Source organism: Acinetobacter sp. NEB149 (genome assembly GCF_012516415.1).
GTDB lineage: Bacteria > Pseudomonadota > Gammaproteobacteria > Pseudomonadales > Moraxellaceae > Acinetobacter > Acinetobacter lwoffii_V.
Genome location: NZ_CP051208.1, coordinates 1,181,373 through 1,198,740, shown reverse-complemented (window position 1 = coordinate 1,198,740; position 17,368 = coordinate 1,181,373). Strand labels below are relative to the sequence as shown.

Sequence of the window (17,368 nt, the reverse complement as noted above, 5' to 3'; positions counted from 1 at the left end):
AAATCTAAGGAATCGATATGAACGCTTTAACTGCACTTTCTCCATTAGATGGACGTTACGCGAGCAAATGTGATGCTCTACGTCCCTTTCTTTCTGAGTTTGGTTTAATCCATGCTCGTGTGACTGTTGAAGTGCGTTGGTTACAAGCGCTTGCAAACCACCCGGAAATTACTGAAGTACCGGCGTTTTCAGGCGAAACTAATGCAGCGCTTGATGCGATTGTGAGCGATTTTTCTGAAAATGATGCTAATCGCATCAAAGAGATCGAACGCACCACCAACCACGACGTTAAAGCGGTTGAATATTTCCTGAAAGAAAAAATCGCCAATATCGATGAACTTAAAAATGCCGGTGAATTTATTCACTTTGCATGTACATCTGAAGATATTAACAACCTGTCGCATGCCTTGATGCTGAAAAGCGGTCGTGATGTACTGGTTGCATCTATGCAGCAAATCATTGATTCAATCGTTGCGCTTTCTGAGAAGCATGCAGACCAGCCAATGTTGTCTCGTACTCATGGCCAAACTGCAAGCCCGACGACTTTGGGTAAAGAAATGGCGAACGTGGCTTACCGCCTTGCACGTCAAATCAAACAGTTCAAAAATGTTGAGCTACTGGGCAAAATCAATGGTGCAGTAGGTAATTACAATGCGCACTACTCTGCTTACCCAGACATCAACTGGCCTGCGCATTCACAAGCATTTGTAGAGTCTTTGGGTCTAGACTTCAATCCGTACACCACTCAAATCGAGCCACACGATTACATGGCTGAACTGTTTGATGCGTTGCGTCGTTTCAACACTATTCTGATCGATTTTAACCGTGACGTTTGGGGCTATATCTCTCTTGGCTTCTTCAAGCAAAAACTGAAAGAAGGTGAAGTCGGCTCTTCAACCATGCCGCACAAAGTTAACCCGATCGACTTTGAAAACTCTGAAGGTAACTTGGGTATTGCAAATGCTGTACTTGCACACCTTGGCGAAAAACTGCCAATTTCTCGCTGGCAGCGTGACCTGACTGACTCTACTGTGCTTCGCAACATGGGTGTTGGTTTTGCGCAAAGCTTAATTGCTTTTGAAGCTTGCTCTAAAGGTATTGGCAAACTGGAGTTGAACGCTGCACGTATCAATGAAGACTTGGACAATGCTCAAGAAGTATTGGCTGAGCCTATTCAAACTGTAATGCGTCGTTACAACGTTGAAAAACCGTACGAAAAACTAAAAGCGCTTACTCGTGGTCAAGCCATGACTCGCGACATGATGGTAGATTTCGTAAACGGTAACGAGTTAGAAGCTGTTCCTGCTGCTGACCGTGCGCGTTTAGCGGAAATGACACCTTCATCATATACAGGTAATGCTGCTGATCAGGCCAAACAAGTGGCTGAGCTGATTGCTAAAATCTAATTTGCAATAAGACGAAAAGGCGAAGCTCAGGCTTCGCCTTTTTATTTATAATGTGTTTTATTTTAAAAAAGATATTTCATAATAACGACATGATTGAGCATCAACTTTCCGCCAAACATTACGCGAGCCTGGGTATTTTAATTCTGGCGATTTTGCTTGCCAGTATTCGTCCTTTAGAACTGGAAGCTTATCTCTTGCATCAGGCAGGTACAGTTTTCATGATCATCATGCTGCTCATCTGCTTGTATAAAATTGGCCTGAATTTTTTAAGTTTTAATTTATATATTCTTTTTCTGATTGTTCATGTGATTGCTGCGCACTATCTGTATTCTTATGTGCCTTATAACCAATGGATCGAACAGATTTTTGGTTTTAATCTGAATGAAGTGATGCACTGGTCACGCAATATGTTCGACCGTTTTGTCCATCTGGCCTACGGATTATTACTTTATCCAATTTTCCATCGCCTGTTTCAGGTCTGGTTACCGCAGCAAAAACCTGTGGTCATTTTCCTGCTGGTGATTCAGTTTGTGGTGGCCAGCAGCATGCTCTATGAATGGCTGGAATGGCTGATTGCCATTGGTTTATCTCCTGAGGAAGCTGAAAACTATAATGGACAACAAGGTGATATGTGGGATGCGCACAAAGACATCTTGCTTGCTACGATTGGCGCGGCGATAACAGGCGGGCTGCAATTGATACCGAAAAATCAAAAAAGCTCATCGAAGTGAGCTTTTAAAATCACAATCTAATAGCTGAATTAAAGTTTTGGATCACGCATTTAATTACATTCATATCTTCAATTATGAATGTGGACAATATCGCATCCAATCATCCTTCATTTTTTGCAGTTCATTCCCCGTCAACATCTCACTGTAATAAATGAAATAGGTTGCATCAGGATATTGAATCTCATGACGGAATATCATGCCACGCAGTGACACAGATAACTCCTCAGGAAAATCATCCTCTAAATAAAGTTCTTCAAATTCATAATTAAAATAACAATTTTGCGTCGCAAGAAATGCTTCAGCTATAGCCATGTTTCTGCTCTAACAATAAAATATGCTTTATTTTATCTGATTAGTTTCAATGATGGTTTACATTTCATTCGATTCAAGCCATTGAACAAACTTAGATTCTGACAAATGTGGATATTTGAACTTATCTAGATATTCAAAGCAGGCCTTTTGGCCTTGAGGAATTTTATCCAGATGCTTATCGAAGAATAAATGCCGACTATATTGAGCGCCATCAAAGCGAATACTCACACGTTCAAATTCATTACCACCTCGAACTTTATGCATCTGATAAAACTGCACAACACCACATTCCTGCGATGGAATAACAGGTGGATCATTGGGCTTTAGAAAGCTATACAGCAGAAAGATACAAACGCCGGGTAGAAAACTCAGCCAAAACAAAACCTTCTTAGAATTATCCTGAGTTAATTTTGCTTCAGAATAAAGCATACATAACATCGGAATAAATACGATACTAAAAAAACCAAGCAACAAAATAAACGTGAGCATATGAGCCTAGACTCAATCAGAGTACTCCACTTATATCATAACAATATGATTTCAAAAAATAAAAAAGCTCACCGAAGTGAGCTTTAAAATTCATTCAAGATCAACTGAATTAAAGTTTTGGATCACGCATTTGTACCAAGTTTGCATTGGCTTTACTTAAGCTTTCCATGACTTTATTCATGACAGTGGGTACCAGTGAATCAGCAATTTGCGCTGCTTGCAGGCCCAGCTTTTCACCCAAAGTTGGTTTTTTTCGGGTCTGGATGGAATAGATATCATGTTGGGTTAACAAGTTGAGCAGGTATTCATCTGAGGTTTGCAGTTTATCCACCAGATTTAGATCTAGCGCATCCCGACCATACCAATGCTCACCAGTGGCCACTTTTTCAACATTTAGCTGCGGACGATACTTCTCAACGAAATGTTTGAATAAAGCATGTGTTTGCTGTAATTCTTCTTCAAACTTGGCCTTACCTTCTTCGGTATTTTCACCAAACATGGTCACGGTACGTTTGTACTGTCCAGCGGTATAGAGTTCAAAGTCGATTTTATTGTCTTTCAGCAGACGGTTAAAATTGGGTACTTGAGCAACTACACCAATTGAACCAACAATCGCGAATGGTGCAGAAATAATCTCATTGGCAATACACGCCATCATATAACCACCACTAGCGGCTACTTTATCGACACAGATAGTCAGATGAAAACCTGCCTCACGTAACCGCACCAGTTGAGCTGCTGCAAGTCCATAACCATGGACCATGCCACCCGGACTTTCCAGACGTACTACAACGCGGTCACGGCCGGCTTTGGCGGTGGCCAGAATCAAGGTTATTTCTTCACGTAAGCCTTCTACTGCAGAAGCCGCCATATCACCTTTAAAATCGAGCACATAGATTTTTTGATTGGTTTTCTTACGCGCACGCGCTTCTTTTGACAGTTGTTGTGATAACTGTAAAAGTTCCAGTTTAGAGCCAGTAGTTTGCGCTATTTTTTTTCGTTGTTCATTGATACGCGCATTGAGATGACTAATACGGATTTCAGCGGACAGTTTCGGAGTATGAAATAACATAAAAAATCTATTCTCTATTTAATTCGGATTTATTCCTTTAGATTAGGTCAATTTCGGTTTTTTTCAACTTTATTTCGAGAATTATTACGATTATCACCATCTATTTCACCTATAAAAAAAGAGCCTTGCGGCTCTTATTCTAGATATCGGATTAACCGAAACGCCCGGTAATATAGGCTTCAGTCAACTGATGATCTGGCTGGGTAAAGACTTTTTCGGTCGAGTTGACTTCAATCAGATCCCCCAAATGGAAATACGCAGTACGATCCGATACACGTGCTGCCTGTTGCATGGAGTGAGTTACGATCGCGATGGTATATTGCGTAGATAGCTCAGAAATCAGCTCTTCCACTTTGGCGGTTGCAATGGGATCAAGTGCCGAACACGGTTCATCCATCAAAATTACTTCTGGACTGACTGCAATCGTACGCGCGATACACAGACGTTGCTGCTGACCACCTGACAAACCTGTTCCCGGCTGGTTCAAACGATCTTTCACTTCTTCCCACAGACCGGCTTTGCGCAAGCTGCCTTCGACAATTTCTTCAAGATCGTACTTGTCACGCGCCAAACCATGCAGTTTTGGGCCATAGGAGACATTATCGAAGATTGATTTTGGAAATGGGTTCGGCTTCTGGAACACCATACCAACCTGTGCACGTAGCAAGACCACATCAAGATTTGGATCATAAATATCTTGGTTATCCAACATCACTTTACCGGTTACACGGCAGCTATCAATGGTATCGTTCATGCGGTTTAAGGTACGCAGAAAGGTCGATTTACCACAGCCTGATGGCCCAATAAAAGCAATCACTTCATTTTCATAAATGTTCAGGTCAATGCCTTTAATCGCTTCCGCTTCACCATAGTACACATGCACATCAGAAGTACTAAGTTTCACATTCGTCGACTTCGCATCTTTTTTGCTGCTTTGCGTATCGAACTGGGAAACAAACGGAGTTGCTGGCTTTTGAGTTGCCTCATCCGAGGTGAATTGTGTCTGTTGTGGATTCACGATTTGATCCTTTTTTAAGGAATTTTGAATAACAGTTGTGTTCATGATTCTGCCCCTATTACCAACGGACTTCAAATTTCTTACGTAACCAGATGGCCAGACTGTTTAAGCTGATCATCATGGCCAGAAGTACAATAATTGCTGCTGCAGTACGCCCTTCAAAGAAGTTACGCAATTCATTGCCTTGCCATAAGAAAATCTGCACCGGTAAAGCCGTTGACTGATCAAATGGAGTGGCTGGAACGCTGGCAACAAAAGCACTCATCCCGATTAATAACAATGGTGCGGTTTCACCTAAAGCTTGTGCAACCCCGATAATTGCGCCTGTCAAAATACCCGGTAAAGCCAAAGGCAAGACGTGATGAAATACTGTCTGGATGCGGGAAGCACCGAGTCCTAAAGCTGCCTGACGAATCGAAGGTGGAACCGCTTTAAGTGATGCGCGTGTGGTGATGATCACAGTCGGTAAGGTCATTAGACTCAGTACCAGACCACCCACCAATGGGGCTGACAGTGGCAAATGCATCCAGCCAATGAAGATCGCTGCACCCAATAGACCGAAGACAATCGATGGTACGGCTGCCAGGTTGTTGATATTGACTTCGACCACATCGGTAATCCAGTTTTTCGGTGCAAACTCTTCCAGATAAATCGCAGAGGCCACCCCGATTGGAATCGAGATAAAGATCACGATCATCATCATGAACAGTGAGCCCATGAAGGCGCCTGCCAAGCCTGAAGTTGCCGGTGAGCTGCGTGAGTCAGGACTGGTGAAAATATTGGTATTGAAACTATTTTCAATCACACCAGAGGCTTTCATCTCATCCGCCACCTGGCGCACTTCAGGACTGAGCTGCTGCTGTTCATCGGGAAGATCACGGTCAATATTTCCCGCTAGCCAGACATCGACATTGGCATCCGCCAGAATTTTCACTTCCTTGCTTTGACCGACCAGACTTGGATCATTCATGACCATGTCACGCAAACGATACGCCTCAGAACTAGTATATAAAGAACCCAGTTCATCACGCTGGCTTTCCAGCTTGCTGTCTTTGGCGATCATGCCATTGATAATCAGGGCATCCCAATCCACCATTCCGACTTCGGTCTGCCACGCGATAAAGCGATCTTCAAACTGTGCTGGAGATTCTCCTGCTGCTGGCTTCGGTTTTGGACCAATATCCACAATGGCTGGATCGAAATGAATCGGCAAACTCATGCTGCTTTGCCAGAATGCAGGCAAACCTTTGGATAAAATACTCCCGAACAGCAATACCACAAAGAACAGACCTGCCAGTACCGCAGAGAAACCAAATAAACGGAAGGTTTTTTCTTTACGATGACGTCGTGCCAAAGAGCTTTGAATGGTCTTCTTACGCTTTTTACGCAGCTCGGCGGCGATGGATGGATCAATACGCTGATCCACAGGCGTTGTATTTGAAGTACTCATTAGTCGTATTGCTCACGATATTTACGCACGATGATCAGTGCAACAATGTTCAAACCTAAGGTAATGACGAATAGCGTCAATCCTAGTGCAAAAGCCACCAATGCTTGCGGACTAGCAAAATCAGTATCGCCAGTTAACTGATTCACGATGGTAATCGTGACCGTAGATACGGCTTCAAGCGGATTGGCATGCAACTGCGGGCTGTTCCCGGCTGCAAGAACCACGATCATGGTTTCACCAATTGCACGCGACGCAGCCAAGAGGAATGCACCGATAATACCCGGCAAGGCTGCCGGTAAAACCACCTGACGGATCGTTTCAGATTTAGTCGCACCCAATCCCAAAGAACCATCACGTAAGGCACGCGGCACCTGAGTAATGATGTCATCTGACAGAGAAGATACGAACGGAATAATCATGATGCCCATGACCAGACCGGCGGTCAGCGCGCTGGTGGCATTAATTTCGAGTCCAACCAGAGCACCCATACTTTTAAGGAATGGACCGATGATCATCAAGGCAAAGACACCATAGACAATCGTAGGAATACCCGCCAACACTTCAATTGTAGGTTTTGCCCAAGAGCGGAATCGCGGTGAAGCGTATTCTGCCAGATAGATCGCAATCATCAGGCCAACCGGAACTGCAACTAAAAGTGCGATCCCGCTGACCATGAGCGTGCCCCATAACAGTGGCAATAAACCATAACTGCCTTCAGCACTGCCAGAGGTGCTAAACCCCGGGTTCCATTGGGTACCAAAGAAGAAATCCAGTGGGCTGACGAAGCTGAAGAAGCGCATCGCCTCGCCAAACATCGACATCACAATCCCGAGGGTGGTCAGAATCGCCACACCAGAACACAATGCCAGGCCGATATTAATCATTTTTTCGACTTGGTTACGCGCACGGAATTCCTGGCTAATATGTTCCTTGGCCCAGACCAGACCGGCCAGTGCAGCCGAAATCACGACTGCCAATTTGGCAAACGTACCAATGGTCGAGAATTTAGCCAACTGCTCCGCGGCTGCAACTTCATAGGCTGCCGGTGTATCACTAACCCCGAAACCTGAGGCAAGTGCCTGAACGCGATCAATCACAACGCTCAAACTTGCCGGATCCAGACTAGCCGAAACATTTTCTGGCAAATGGTTGAGTACCACCTGTTCCAGAAAAGTGGGTTCCACCATATTCCAAACAATCAAAATTAAAAACGCAGGGATACCACACCATAGTGCAACCAGGGCACCATAATATCCGGGACGCGAGTGTAAGTTTGCAGAATTGCTTCCCTTACCTGCTAAGCTACGGCTTTTACTTAATCCGATTTGATAGGCTATGGCCATGATGGCCAATAACACACCTATAAGTAGCAGATTCATGTATTCTCCACTGTTTTTTCAATTTTCATGGTTTGAAAAAACTTGTTTATCGCAAAAAGCCGATGGTAGGTTGACCCTACCACCAGCGTTTTCAAAATCATTTATTACTTCACTACAACCGCTTTACCAGCCTTAAAATTTGCCAGGACTGCTGCACGTTCTTTATCAGACATTGAAATCAGACCTGCTTTTTCCAGCTTAGAGCCTTTGCCAGATACTTTTTTGTTCAGGAAGTATTCTGTGAACTGCGGTAAGCCTTTGATCGATTTCAAGTGCTCGCCTTTCACATAGAAGAACAATGGACGTGATACCGGATAAGCACCATTCAAGATGGTCTTTTCAGAAGGCGCTACATTGTTCACCGTAGCAACACGTAGACGGTCACGGTTCTGGTCATAGAAACCTAGGCCAAACACACCTACCGCACTTGGAGAAGTTTTTAAACGTGCCAATGTTTCGGTATAGTCACCGGCAATCTCAACCACACGGCCATCTTTACGGAATGTTGTACAAGCTTTTTTCTTAGCATCTTTGTCTAGAGACTTAATTGCAGCATACGTTTCACAACCTGCATCCACCATTTTCTCCTGGAAGACTTCGCGCGTACCATGATTCGACGCAGGAATTACCAGGGTGATAGGTTCATTCGGAAGTGCTTTGTCAATTTGGTTCCAACGCGTGTAGGGGTTAGCGACCATTTTTCCATTTGATGGAAGTTGTGCAGCAAGTGCAGCGAAGACATGTTGTGGACGCAGTTTATAAGCCGCTTTGTTTGCATTCGATGCAAATACAATACCGTCATAACCAATTTTGATTTCTAGGACTTGGTTAACGCCATTCTTTTTACATTCTGCCAACTCTGTAGATTTAATTTGACGCGAAGAGTTTGCGATATCAATCGTATTATCACCCACGCCATTACAGAACTGTTTTAAACCACCTGAAGAACCGCCAGAACCGACAACTGGTGTTTTAAACTGTGGAAAAGTATTACCGAATTCTTCTGCCACGATACTGGCATATGGAAGTACAGTTGAAGAACCTGCAATTTGGATGGTGTCACGTGCTGCGTGTGCAGTCGTTACAGCAGTTGCCCCGGTTACTGCTAATGCTAAAGCTATATTTGTAAAGCGCATTCTAGTATCTCTCTCATTTATGCAAATTTGGAGTACACCACTTTTTATTCAGTTTTGTACTTCTTTCGATACCTGCATTTTGATTTTAGAATATGACAGATAAGTTACAGCTTTATTACGATTTAGTGATTTTTAATCTAGCGGCTTTTTCTTGATTAAATTTTTATGGATTTCAATGATTAAGTTCTTTATGTCATTCACTTCAATAAAAAATTTTAGACCAATGACATGTAACAATTTTTATAAACCTGAACTCAGGATAAATCCTGCTCCCCAGTTTTACATAAGCCTATGACAAATAAATAACAGGCCAAACGGGATTCAGACCTTCCGTGTTTTTGTGAGGAATTTCGATCTGGGAAAGGACCTTTTTTTATTTTTAAACGCACAAAAAAGGAGATCATTTCGATCTCCTTTTTTTCACACCACCATCACTTATGCAATGGGTGGCGTATAAGTACCGTCAGCGATTGAATCTTTGATACGATCCGCTTCTGCAAGCACTAATGCCAGCAAGTTCTTCACGTTATCAAGCGTTGCAACCGGGCTTAAAGTAGTCATTTTCAGAGACTGAACCTGACCGACTTTCGTCACACCAATGTTCGCTTCACCACGCGCAAACAGTTCGTCTGCTACGTTTTGATTGAGCGTATCGAGTAATTCAACCGGATATCCCGCTGGAACCACACGGAACAAGACAGACGCGAATTGAGGCTCAAGCAGAAGCTCCAGACCATCAGTCGCTTTAATGTAGTCTGCCACATCACGGGTTAATTTCACGCCATGATCGATCATCGAACCATAAAGCTCTTCGCCCAGTGCTTCAACTGTCATCCACAATTTCAATGCATCAAAACGACGCGTCGTTTGTAGTGACTTCGATACCAGGTTAGGAACGCCATGCTCTTCATCATAAGCGGAGTTCAGATACTCTGCTTCATAATGCATGAAACGGTAATTCGCTTCATCTTTCAGCAGGAACGCGCCACAAGAAATGGTTTGGAAATAATGCTTATGGAAATCAAGCGTGATCGAATCCGACAGCTCAATCCCGTCCAGCATAGAACGATAGTCATTGGATAGAATCAGTGCACCACCCCATGCCGCATCGATGTGCATCCACGCGCCATATTTATTGGTGATTTCACGAATTGCTTTCAATGGATCAATCGCACCAGCATCCGTTGTACCCGCTGTTGCCACCACACATGCCACGATCTTGCCTTCAGACTGAAGATGCGCCATGGTTTTTTCCAGTGCATCTACGTCCATCTGTGCATTTTCATTCACAGGAACAGTGACCACTGACTGGAAGCCCATGCCCATCATCGCCATGTTCTTTTGCACAGAGAAATGTGCATTTTCAGAACAGATGACTTTGACATTACGCATCGCATCCGCAGGAATACCATCGCGCTGAACCGACCACGGATTACCATTTTCGTCTTTCCAGTTTTTCGCGATGCAAGCATCACGCGCAAGCAATACGCCCATCAAGTTAGACTGCGTACCACCAGAAGTGAACACACCGGCCTGACCCGCACCATAGCCGACTTTTTGACGTAACCAGTCAATCAGCTGAACTTCCATCAACGAACCGGCCGGGCTTTGATCCCATGAGTCCATTGACTGGTTGGTTGCATTAATCAGCACTTCCGCGATCTGGCTAGTCACCATCGTTGGACAGTGAAGATGCGCAAGTGAATGCGGATGATGCACTTTTAAGCTCTTGTTAAGGAATAGCTCAACCATACGCTCAAGAGATTTTTCTACACCCAAACCTTCTTTTGAAGGATGAAATGCAATTGCACTGCGCAGCTCTTTAATACTGCCACCCGTGTACATTTTGTCGTTTTGCAACCATGCCGCAACCGCTTTGGTCGCTTGGTCCATGCCAGCCTGATAGTCAGCAATGGATGCAGCATCATTGCAGAGTAACGCTTTACGATGTTCTGCGAAATCTACCATGAATTATGCGCCTCGAACTGCAACTAGTGCTTCAGCAACCGATTTTTTGAAACGAGCAATCACTTCAACACATTCGTCTTGAGTAATGATCAACGGGCAAAGTAAACGAATCACTGTACCGTTACGACCACCTTTCTCAAGCAATAATTTATTGTTGAAACAAGCGGTTTGGATCGCTGCAGCCAACTGACCATCAGCAGGTAAAGAACCCATATGATCCGCATCTTTGCGCTCATCTACGATTTCAACGCCGATTATCAGACCACGGCCACGCACGTTACCGATACATGGGAATTCAGCAGCTAGTTTTTTCAGTTCAGCTTGCAGGAAATCACCACGCTCTTGCGCATTTTGCGCCAGGTTCTGTTCTTTAATGGTATTGATCGTTGCAAGACCTGTACCCATCGCCAATTGGTTACCACGGAAAGTACCGGTGTGACCTGCTGGCTGCCAAGCATCAAACTTACGTTTAATACCAAGTACGGCAAGTGGCAAGCTACCACCTACGGCTTTAGACATTACCACGACATCAGGTTCGATACCTGCGTGTTCGAATGCAAACATTTTGCCTGAACGCGCAAAGCCTGCCTGAACTTCATCAAGAATCAACACGATGTTGTGTTTTTCAGTCACTTCACGGATTTTTTGCAACCATTTTACTGGCGCAGTTACCACACCGCCTTCACCTTGAATTGCTTCAAGAATTACAGCTGCAGGTTTGGTCACACCGCTTTCTACATCTTCAATGAAGTTTTCAAAGTAGTAAGTCAGGGCATCAACACCGGCTTCACCACCAAGCCCCAATGGGCAACGATATTCATGCGGGTATGGCATGAACTGTACACCCGGCATCAAGCCGTTCACTGCATTTTTCGCAGACAGGTTACCTGTCATTGCCAATGCACCGTGAGTCATACCGTGATAACCGCCAGAGAAGCTAATCACTGAGCTACGACCAGTAAAGGTTTTTGCTAGTTTAATCGCGGCTTCAGTTGCATCTGCACCAGATGGACCACAGAACTGCAAGCAGTATTCTTCCTGGCCACCTGGAAGATAAGAAAGAAGTGCTTCAGTAAAAGCATCTTTTAAAGGAGTAGTAAGATCCAGGGTATGCAATGGTAAACCACTTGCAATCGTATCCTGGATACTTTGAATGACTGCAGGATGATTATGGCCTAAAGCCAACGTCCCTGCCCCAGCTAAACAATCAAGGTACTCAGTACCTTCAACATCGGTAACCCAGCAACCTTGTGCTTTCGCTATCGCTAACGGTAATTTACGTGGATAACTACGCACATTCGATTCCATCTGACTTTGGCGAGTCAAGTAGTATTCGTTTGTGGAATTGGTGGCAGGGTTTACAGAAGTAACGCTCATATCGAATTACCATCTCTGATATGGGTGAAAGAAATAAGTCTGGTGACGTTTGGTCCTTTGACTCGGCGCTTTATAAGGTTCTAGCTAGCAGTTTTGTATTCGAATAACTAGGAGGCGGATGATACCGAATTTTTCAGGAAAATAAACAACTTTCAGTCACATTTTGTCCTAATCTTTATCGAAAAAAAACATCATGCTAATCCATCCCCTAAATCATCATCTTACAGTGTGACAGCAGAAAGAAAAGCGTGTTCTTTTATGCTTTTTTGTAGCGCAGGCGACATTCCGGTAATCAATCTTAAAATTATCTACTAAGTGTTTAATTATTAATAATAAATATAAATCAAATAATAAGATAAAATTAAAGAAAATTTAACACTCTTACGACAAATATTTCGTAAAAAGATCACAATTGAGATTTAATATTTTAACAACGGCTTAGATGGCCAATTTTAAGAAAAACAGGACAATTTCATGCGTCTCTTAGCACTTACCAGTTTGATCCTTGCCAGCACCCTCGCCACAGGCGCATTTGCAGCTCCTGCTGAATCTCTGAATTATAATGTTGTTAATCTTTCAGCAGAGGCTAGCCGTGAAATCTCAAATGATGAAATGTATGCTGTGCTTTATATTGAAAAATCCAACAAACAGCCGGCTGAACTGGCCACTCAAATTAACCAGCTGATGAATCAGGCGATCGCCACAGCACGCAAATATCCTACTGTGAAAATCGAGACAGGTGCACAAAGCACTTATCCTATTTATGACAATGACAACCGTAAATTGAAAGAATGGCGTGGTCGTGCCCAAATTCGTCTGGAATCGAAAGATTTTAAAGCGACATCTCAACTGATTGCCGAATTACAACAGCACTTCCAGACCCAGTCGATTAACTTTAAAGTATCAGACGAAAAGCGTAAAAAAGTTGAAAGCGAGCTGATGATTGAAGCTACCAAAAACTTCCAGCAACGCGCACAGGCACTCACCCAGACCTGGAACAAACCGAGTTATCAACTGGTGAACTTAAACCTGAATACTAACAATTATTCACCACAGCCAGTACCGCGTATGGCCATGATGAAATCTGCATCGGCTGATATGGCGGTTCCTGAGCAGGAAGTTGCGGCGGGTGAATCGCAAATGACGGTCAGTGCCAATGGCTCGATTCAGTTTAAGTAAATTGTCCATAAAACTTAAAGCGACCTGATTTAGGTCGCTTTTTTTATTTTAGAATTTTATAAAATAATGTTGTGGCCTCTAAACTCCCTGTATGGCTTAAAGCAAATTTTGGGATCAGACCCGCATATTCAAAACCAAATTTACGATAAAGCTGCTCGGAGACATCGCCTGTGCGCGTATCCAGTACTAATAAACTTAATCCAATCTGTTTGGCATATTGTTCCACCAACTCTAAAAGAGTAAAAGCAATGCCCTGCTGCCGTGCTTTAGGATGCACCATCAATTTTTCAATTTCTGCCCGATGTAAAGCATTAGCTTTTGTTGCACGCACTAACTGTACTGTACTGTACCCACTAAATTTTCATTTAAAAAAGTCGCCCAAAGATAAGTTTTTTCCTTTTGAATATCCTGAGCAACACCTGCCCAATAATGCTGAAAATATTCTGCTGGCTCATGCGGCAAAAACCCAAGTGATGCGCCATCTTTTACACAACGCTGAAATAAGTCTGCCAATGCACATTGATATCCTTCAATGCTGTTTAATAATCGATATGTAACGACTGTCATATTCGTCCCCCCCTTTTCTTCTTATCACTATCAAAATATATGCCATTTTTGTTTTTCTCATAAAAAATCCCGCTCGAAGGCGGGATTTTTTGTATCTCTTAACTTAAATCCGAATGGCTTAGTAGATCGCCATATGATTGCGATGAATCATCTCTAAAGAACGTGCTTCACCCAAAACCTGATGAACTTTATCCGATGCCAGACCACGAACGATATCTGCTGAACGAGAACTAAAGTTGACACGACCAACTGCAATACGGTGACCTTGTGTATCGACACATTCCACCACATCACCGCGTTCGAAATGACCCTCAACCGCTTTCACCCCTACAGGCAATAAACTGCGATGATTGTCTTTAATGGCTTTTACTGCACCATCATCAATCACTAAACGACCTGCGGTTTGCAAGTGAGCAGCCAACCATTGCTGATGCGCTGTCATCCGGTCTTTGTCAGTGACAAACAAGGTACCTAACAATTCGCCAGACATTAGACGTGATAGAACACCATCACTATCACCACTTGCAATTAAGGTCGGACAGCCAGATTTTGCCGCCAGACGGGCTGCACGAACTTTGGTCAGCATACCACCACGACCAAATTTACCGCCTCCACCGGCCATATCAAACAGACTTTCATCCATCGCACGTACCGTATGGAACAATTTGGCATCTGGATTAGACCGCGGGTCTGAGTCAAACATACCTTCCTGATCCGTTAAGATAATCAGAAGGTCTGCATGCACCTGACCCGCAACCATCGCAGCAAGTGTGTCGTTGTCACCAAAGCGAATTTCGTCAGTCGAAACAGTATCATTTTCATTGATCACCGGAATCACACGCCAGTCAATCAGGTTCTGCAAAGCATCACATGAATTGAGATAACGACGACGATCTGCCAGATCATCATGGGTTAACAATACTTGCGCAGTTCGAATCTGGTGTTTCTCTAGTACGCTTGACCAAGTATGGATCAGACCCATCTGACCGATGGCAGCACAAGCCTGAAGACTGGGTAGATCGGTGGGTCGATTCTCAAGTTTCATTCGCACCATACCTTCAGCCACAGCACCGGAAGACACCAGAATAATCTCGTGTCCTGCATTGTGTAGATCTGCGATTTGTCCCGCCCAATGCGAGATGGCATCTAAATCTAAACCTTGTCCATTTGCTGTGAGTAAAGATGATCCGATTTTAACAACGATTCGTTTACAACCCTTGAGCTGACGCTGCCCATCTACCACTTCTATCATCTTGTCCTCAGACTCTTCTCTCAGAGATTAGCGTACGTAGTACACTTCCACATCACTATCATCATCGCCATCTTCATCATCTTCATCATCGCCCAGAATACCGGCAAGACGTTGCTGACGACGCATCTCACGATACGCTTCTTTTGCAGCGATGGTTTGTTCACGTGTTTCAGCTTCAAGCTGATCACGGAATGCTTTCATTTCTGCTGCATATTCTTGATCTTCAGCTTCGCGTTCACGTTGCTCTTCGATCTGATCCATCAGGTAGTAAACCACGTCTTTGGTGCCTTCAGCAGTTAAGCCAGAAGTTTCAAAAACCGGGCCTTCCCACTGCAATTCTTCAAGAATATGGGTACACCATTCTTCACGTGTTTCTTCAGCCAACTGATCGACTTTGTTCAGTACCAATACGATCGGCAGTTTTGAAAGCGTTGGGGAGAAGTTTTCTAACTCTTTCATAATTGCTTTGGCATTATGTGCCGGATCTGAGCCATCAATCGGTTGTACGTCAACGATATGCAACAAGATACGGGTACGCGCCAAGTGCTTCAGGAAGCGAATCCCAAGACCTGCACCTTCAGATGCACCTTCGATCAGGCCGGGAATATCCGCCATCACGAATGAACGGTGACTGTCAGCATCGACCACACCCAGGTTTGGCACCATGGTAGTAAATGGATAATCTGCAACTTTTGGTTTTGCAGCCGATACTGCACGAATGAAGGTTGATTTACCCGCATTTGGCATACCCAGCAAGCCGACATCTGCCAGAACTTTAAGTTCTAGACGGATTTCACGGAATTCGCCTTTTTGACCATGCGTACACTTACGTGGTGAACGGTTGGTCGATGATTTAAAGTGGGTATTACCTAAACCACCATCACCGCCTGCTGCCACTTTCACGCGTTGACCGTCTTCGATCAAGTCGCCAATAATGTCACCAGACTCAACATCTACAATTGTTGTTCCTACCGGAACTTTTAGTACGGTATCTTCACCGCCACGACCAGCACAGTTCGCCCCACGGCCATTTTTTGCTCGTTCTGCACGATATTTACGTGTATAACGATAATCAACTAGCGTACTGGTGTCGTCGTCAGCCTGAATATAAATGCTGCCGCCACGACCACCATCACCACCATCTGGACCACCAAATGGCACGAATTTTTCACGGCGAAAACTGGCTACGCCATTGCCACCGTCGCCAGCCTCTACGGTAATGACTGCTTCATCAACAAAGCGCATATTGCCAATCCTCTAAAAACTTTAAAACCCCATATTCTGCCATATTTTAAAGAATTTCTCGAATAGAATTATGCAGCAATCCCATAAATCTTAGTTAGTCGTTTTCTCACCAAGCCTATTTGACCTATCTAAGGCATAGATTTAGAAACAGAATGCTTAAAAGATGGAAAAGAAGTGGTAGGAAATCAAGCGCTTTTGCCCTAATACTATCCCCTATTTTGGAAATTTTTTTGTGAATTTCTTAATGATTTTTAAAATAATTTATAGAGGAGTAAATTTTTCAAAAGCCGTGTTCACAAGAAGATTTTCTGATGCAGACACCTTTTAAAATCAGTATTTTATATAAACCAAGATAAGTCCAAATTTTGTATTTTCACAAACACTGCATTCCTGCCATTTAATGAAAACTATTTAATAACATTTTGTTTATGTTCTAAAATATCTGGCAGACTTTTTTCAATCCAGCCAATTAAATACATGATTTTTTCAGCCGCTTGTGAACCGGTAATCGTCAATTGATATTCCACTTTTGGCGGCACCACCGGATAAACTGTTCTCAAAATAAAACCATCCTGTTCAAGCATTTTTAAAGTCTGGGAGAGCATTTTTTCACTTACCCCCTCAATGCGTTGTTTCAGTTCACTGAAACGATGCACACCTTCACTTAAGCAACGCAAAACCAAGACCGACCATTTATTGGCAAGGTGTTCCAATATTTCACGTGATGGACATTCAGTTGATAAAACCTGCCCCAATAACGGGCTAATTGCATAATTTGTCATACTAT

Annotated in this window: 17 protein-coding genes; 3 read left to right on the top strand and 14 right to left on the bottom strand. The window is 43.6% G+C overall.

Annotated elements, in window-relative coordinates:
* Nucleotides 1-17: 17 nt before the first annotated feature.
* Together purB and HGD77_RS05690 are read left to right on the top strand one after the other, a co-directional pair.
* The gene (gene purB / locus HGD77_RS05695) at nt 18-1,406 is read left to right on the top strand and encodes an adenylosuccinate lyase (protein WP_085064279.1); all 1,389 of its coding nucleotides are present in this window, start codon (nt 18-20) and stop codon (nt 1,404-1,406) included.
* An 89-nt stretch (nt 1,407-1,495) separates the two neighbouring features.
* Nucleotides 1,496-2,137 (top strand): DUF2238 domain-containing protein, encoded by a 642-nt coding sequence (locus HGD77_RS05690; protein WP_085064285.1) that lies wholly within the window; start codon nt 1,496-1,498, stop codon nt 2,135-2,137.
* A 72-nt stretch (nt 2,138-2,209) separates the two neighbouring features.
* On the opposite strand, the gene HGD77_RS05685 is transcribed toward HGD77_RS05690, so the two are convergent.
* The 9 genes from HGD77_RS05685 to HGD77_RS05645 all read right to left on the bottom strand — a co-directional run bounded on the left by HGD77_RS05685 (nt 2,210) and on the right by HGD77_RS05645 (nt 12,338).
* A complete protein-coding gene (locus HGD77_RS05685; protein ID WP_085064278.1) occupies nt 2,210-2,449 on the bottom strand; it encodes a hypothetical protein in 240 nt (79 codons plus the stop codon).
* Nucleotides 2,450-2,506: 57 nt separating this feature from the next.
* Nucleotides 2,507-2,938 carry a hypothetical protein gene (locus tag HGD77_RS05680; RefSeq protein ID WP_085064277.1) on the bottom strand — a complete coding sequence of 144 codons (432 nt, stop codon included), beginning with the start codon at nt 2,936-2,938 and terminating at the stop codon, nt 2,507-2,509.
* A 109-nt stretch (nt 2,939-3,047) separates the two neighbouring features.
* A complete protein-coding gene (sohB, locus tag HGD77_RS05675; RefSeq protein ID WP_085064276.1) occupies nt 3,048-4,010 on the bottom strand; it encodes a protease SohB in 963 nt (320 codons plus the stop codon).
* Nucleotides 4,011-4,161: 151 nt separating this feature from the next.
* A complete protein-coding gene (gene pstB / locus HGD77_RS05670; protein WP_005246810.1) occupies nt 4,162-5,073 on the bottom strand; it encodes a phosphate ABC transporter ATP-binding protein PstB in 912 nt (303 codons plus the stop codon).
* Nucleotides 5,074-5,086: 13 nt separating this feature from the next.
* Nucleotides 5,087-6,478, bottom strand: coding sequence for a phosphate ABC transporter permease PstA (gene pstA, locus HGD77_RS05665; protein WP_004646526.1), 1,392 nt, complete (start codon nt 6,476-6,478; stop codon nt 5,087-5,089).
* Entirely contained in the window at nt 6,478-7,857 is a 1,380-nt protein-coding gene (pstC, locus tag HGD77_RS05660; protein WP_168730748.1) for a phosphate ABC transporter permease subunit PstC, read from the bottom strand. Before pstC ends, pstA begins: the two co-directional genes overlap by 1 nt.
* Before the next feature lie 104 nt (nt 7,858-7,961).
* On the bottom strand, nt 7,962-8,993 hold the full coding sequence (locus tag HGD77_RS05655) for a substrate-binding domain-containing protein (RefSeq protein WP_004279710.1): 1,032 nt from the start codon (nt 8,991-8,993) through the stop codon (nt 7,962-7,964).
* Nucleotides 8,994-9,428: 435 nt separating this feature from the next.
* On the bottom strand, nt 9,429-10,961 hold the full coding sequence (locus HGD77_RS05650) for a pyridoxal phosphate-dependent decarboxylase family protein (RefSeq protein ID WP_005246814.1): 1,533 nt from the start codon (nt 10,959-10,961) through the stop codon (nt 9,429-9,431).
* A gap of 3 nt (nt 10,962-10,964) precedes the next feature.
* Nucleotides 10,965-12,338, bottom strand: a complete 1,374-nt coding sequence (locus HGD77_RS05645) for a diaminobutyrate--2-oxoglutarate transaminase (RefSeq protein WP_168730747.1) — start codon at nt 12,336-12,338, stop codon at nt 10,965-10,967.
* A 474-nt stretch (nt 12,339-12,812) separates the two neighbouring features.
* On the opposite strand from HGD77_RS05645, the gene HGD77_RS05640 reads away from it, so the two are divergent.
* Complete coding sequence (locus HGD77_RS05640; protein ID WP_168730746.1) at nt 12,813-13,517, top strand: SIMPL domain-containing protein; 705 nt, start codon at nt 12,813-12,815, stop codon at nt 13,515-13,517.
* Nucleotides 13,518-13,560: 43 nt separating this feature from the next.
* Here the strand turns inward: HGD77_RS05640 and HGD77_RS05635 are convergent, their stop codons facing one another.
* The 5 genes from HGD77_RS05635 to HGD77_RS05615 all read right to left on the bottom strand — a co-directional run bounded on the left by HGD77_RS05635 (nt 13,561) and on the right by HGD77_RS05615 (nt 17,363).
* Nucleotides 13,561-13,848 (bottom strand): GNAT family N-acetyltransferase, encoded by a 288-nt coding sequence (locus HGD77_RS05635; protein ID WP_168730745.1) that lies wholly within the window; start codon nt 13,846-13,848, stop codon nt 13,561-13,563.
* Nucleotides 13,848-14,084 carry a hypothetical protein gene (locus HGD77_RS05630; RefSeq protein ID WP_168730744.1) on the bottom strand — a complete coding sequence of 79 codons (237 nt, stop codon included), beginning with the start codon at nt 14,082-14,084 and terminating at the stop codon, nt 13,848-13,850. Before HGD77_RS05630 ends, HGD77_RS05635 begins: the two co-directional genes overlap by 1 nt.
* A gap of 118 nt (nt 14,085-14,202) precedes the next feature.
* Nucleotides 14,203-15,336 (bottom strand): glutamate 5-kinase, encoded by a 1,134-nt coding sequence (proB, locus tag HGD77_RS05625; protein WP_004279682.1) that lies wholly within the window; start codon nt 15,334-15,336, stop codon nt 14,203-14,205.
* A 27-nt stretch (nt 15,337-15,363) separates the two neighbouring features.
* Nucleotides 15,364-16,581, bottom strand: coding sequence for an Obg family GTPase CgtA (cgtA, locus tag HGD77_RS05620; RefSeq protein WP_004646519.1), 1,218 nt, complete (start codon nt 16,579-16,581; stop codon nt 15,364-15,366).
* Nucleotides 16,582-16,988: 407 nt separating this feature from the next.
* Nucleotides 16,989-17,363: a winged helix-turn-helix transcriptional regulator gene (locus HGD77_RS05615; protein ID WP_004279680.1), complete on the bottom strand. Its 375-nt coding sequence runs from the start codon at nt 17,361-17,363 to the stop codon at nt 16,989-16,991.
* Nucleotides 17,364-17,368 lie beyond the last annotated feature (5 nt).

Coding starts and splice junctions, on each gene's coding strand:
- purB (WP_085064279.1), top strand. CDS start 18: ATGAACGCTTTAACTGCACTTTCTCCATTAGATGGACGTTACGCGAGC.
- HGD77_RS05690 (WP_085064285.1), top strand. CDS start 1,496: ATGATTGAGCATCAACTTTCCGCCAAACATTACGCGAGCCTGGGTATT.
- HGD77_RS05685 (WP_085064278.1), bottom strand. CDS start 2,449: ATGGCTATAGCTGAAGCATTTCTTGCGACGCAAAATTGTTATTTTAAT.
- HGD77_RS05680 (WP_085064277.1), bottom strand. CDS start 2,938: ATGCTCACGTTTATTTTGTTGCTTGGTTTTTTTAGTATCGTATTTATT.
- sohB (WP_085064276.1), bottom strand. CDS start 4,010: ATGTTATTTCATACTCCGAAACTGTCCGCTGAAATCCGTATTAGTCAT.
- pstB (WP_005246810.1), bottom strand. CDS start 5,073: ATGAACACAACTGTTATTCAAAATTCCTTAAAAAAGGATCAAATCGTG.
- pstA (WP_004646526.1), bottom strand. CDS start 6,478: ATGAGTACTTCAAATACAACGCCTGTGGATCAGCGTATTGATCCATCC.
- pstC (WP_168730748.1), bottom strand. CDS start 7,857: ATGAATCTGCTACTTATAGGTGTGTTATTGGCCATCATGGCCATAGCC.
- HGD77_RS05655 (WP_004279710.1), bottom strand. CDS start 8,993: ATGCGCTTTACAAATATAGCTTTAGCATTAGCAGTAACCGGGGCAACT.
- HGD77_RS05650 (WP_005246814.1), bottom strand. CDS start 10,961: ATGGTAGATTTCGCAGAACATCGTAAAGCGTTACTCTGCAATGATGCT.
- HGD77_RS05645 (WP_168730747.1), bottom strand. CDS start 12,338: ATGAGCGTTACTTCTGTAAACCCTGCCACCAATTCCACAAACGAATAC.
- HGD77_RS05640 (WP_168730746.1), top strand. CDS start 12,813: ATGCGTCTCTTAGCACTTACCAGTTTGATCCTTGCCAGCACCCTCGCC.
- HGD77_RS05630 (WP_168730744.1), bottom strand. CDS start 14,084: ATGACAGTCGTTACATATCGATTATTAAACAGCATTGAAGGATATCAA.
- proB (WP_004279682.1), bottom strand. CDS start 15,336: ATGATAGAAGTGGTAGATGGGCAGCGTCAGCTCAAGGGTTGTAAACGA.
- cgtA (WP_004646519.1), bottom strand. CDS start 16,581: ATGCGCTTTGTTGATGAAGCAGTCATTACCGTAGAGGCTGGCGACGGT.
- HGD77_RS05615 (WP_004279680.1), bottom strand. CDS start 17,363: ATGACAAATTATGCAATTAGCCCGTTATTGGGGCAGGTTTTATCAACT.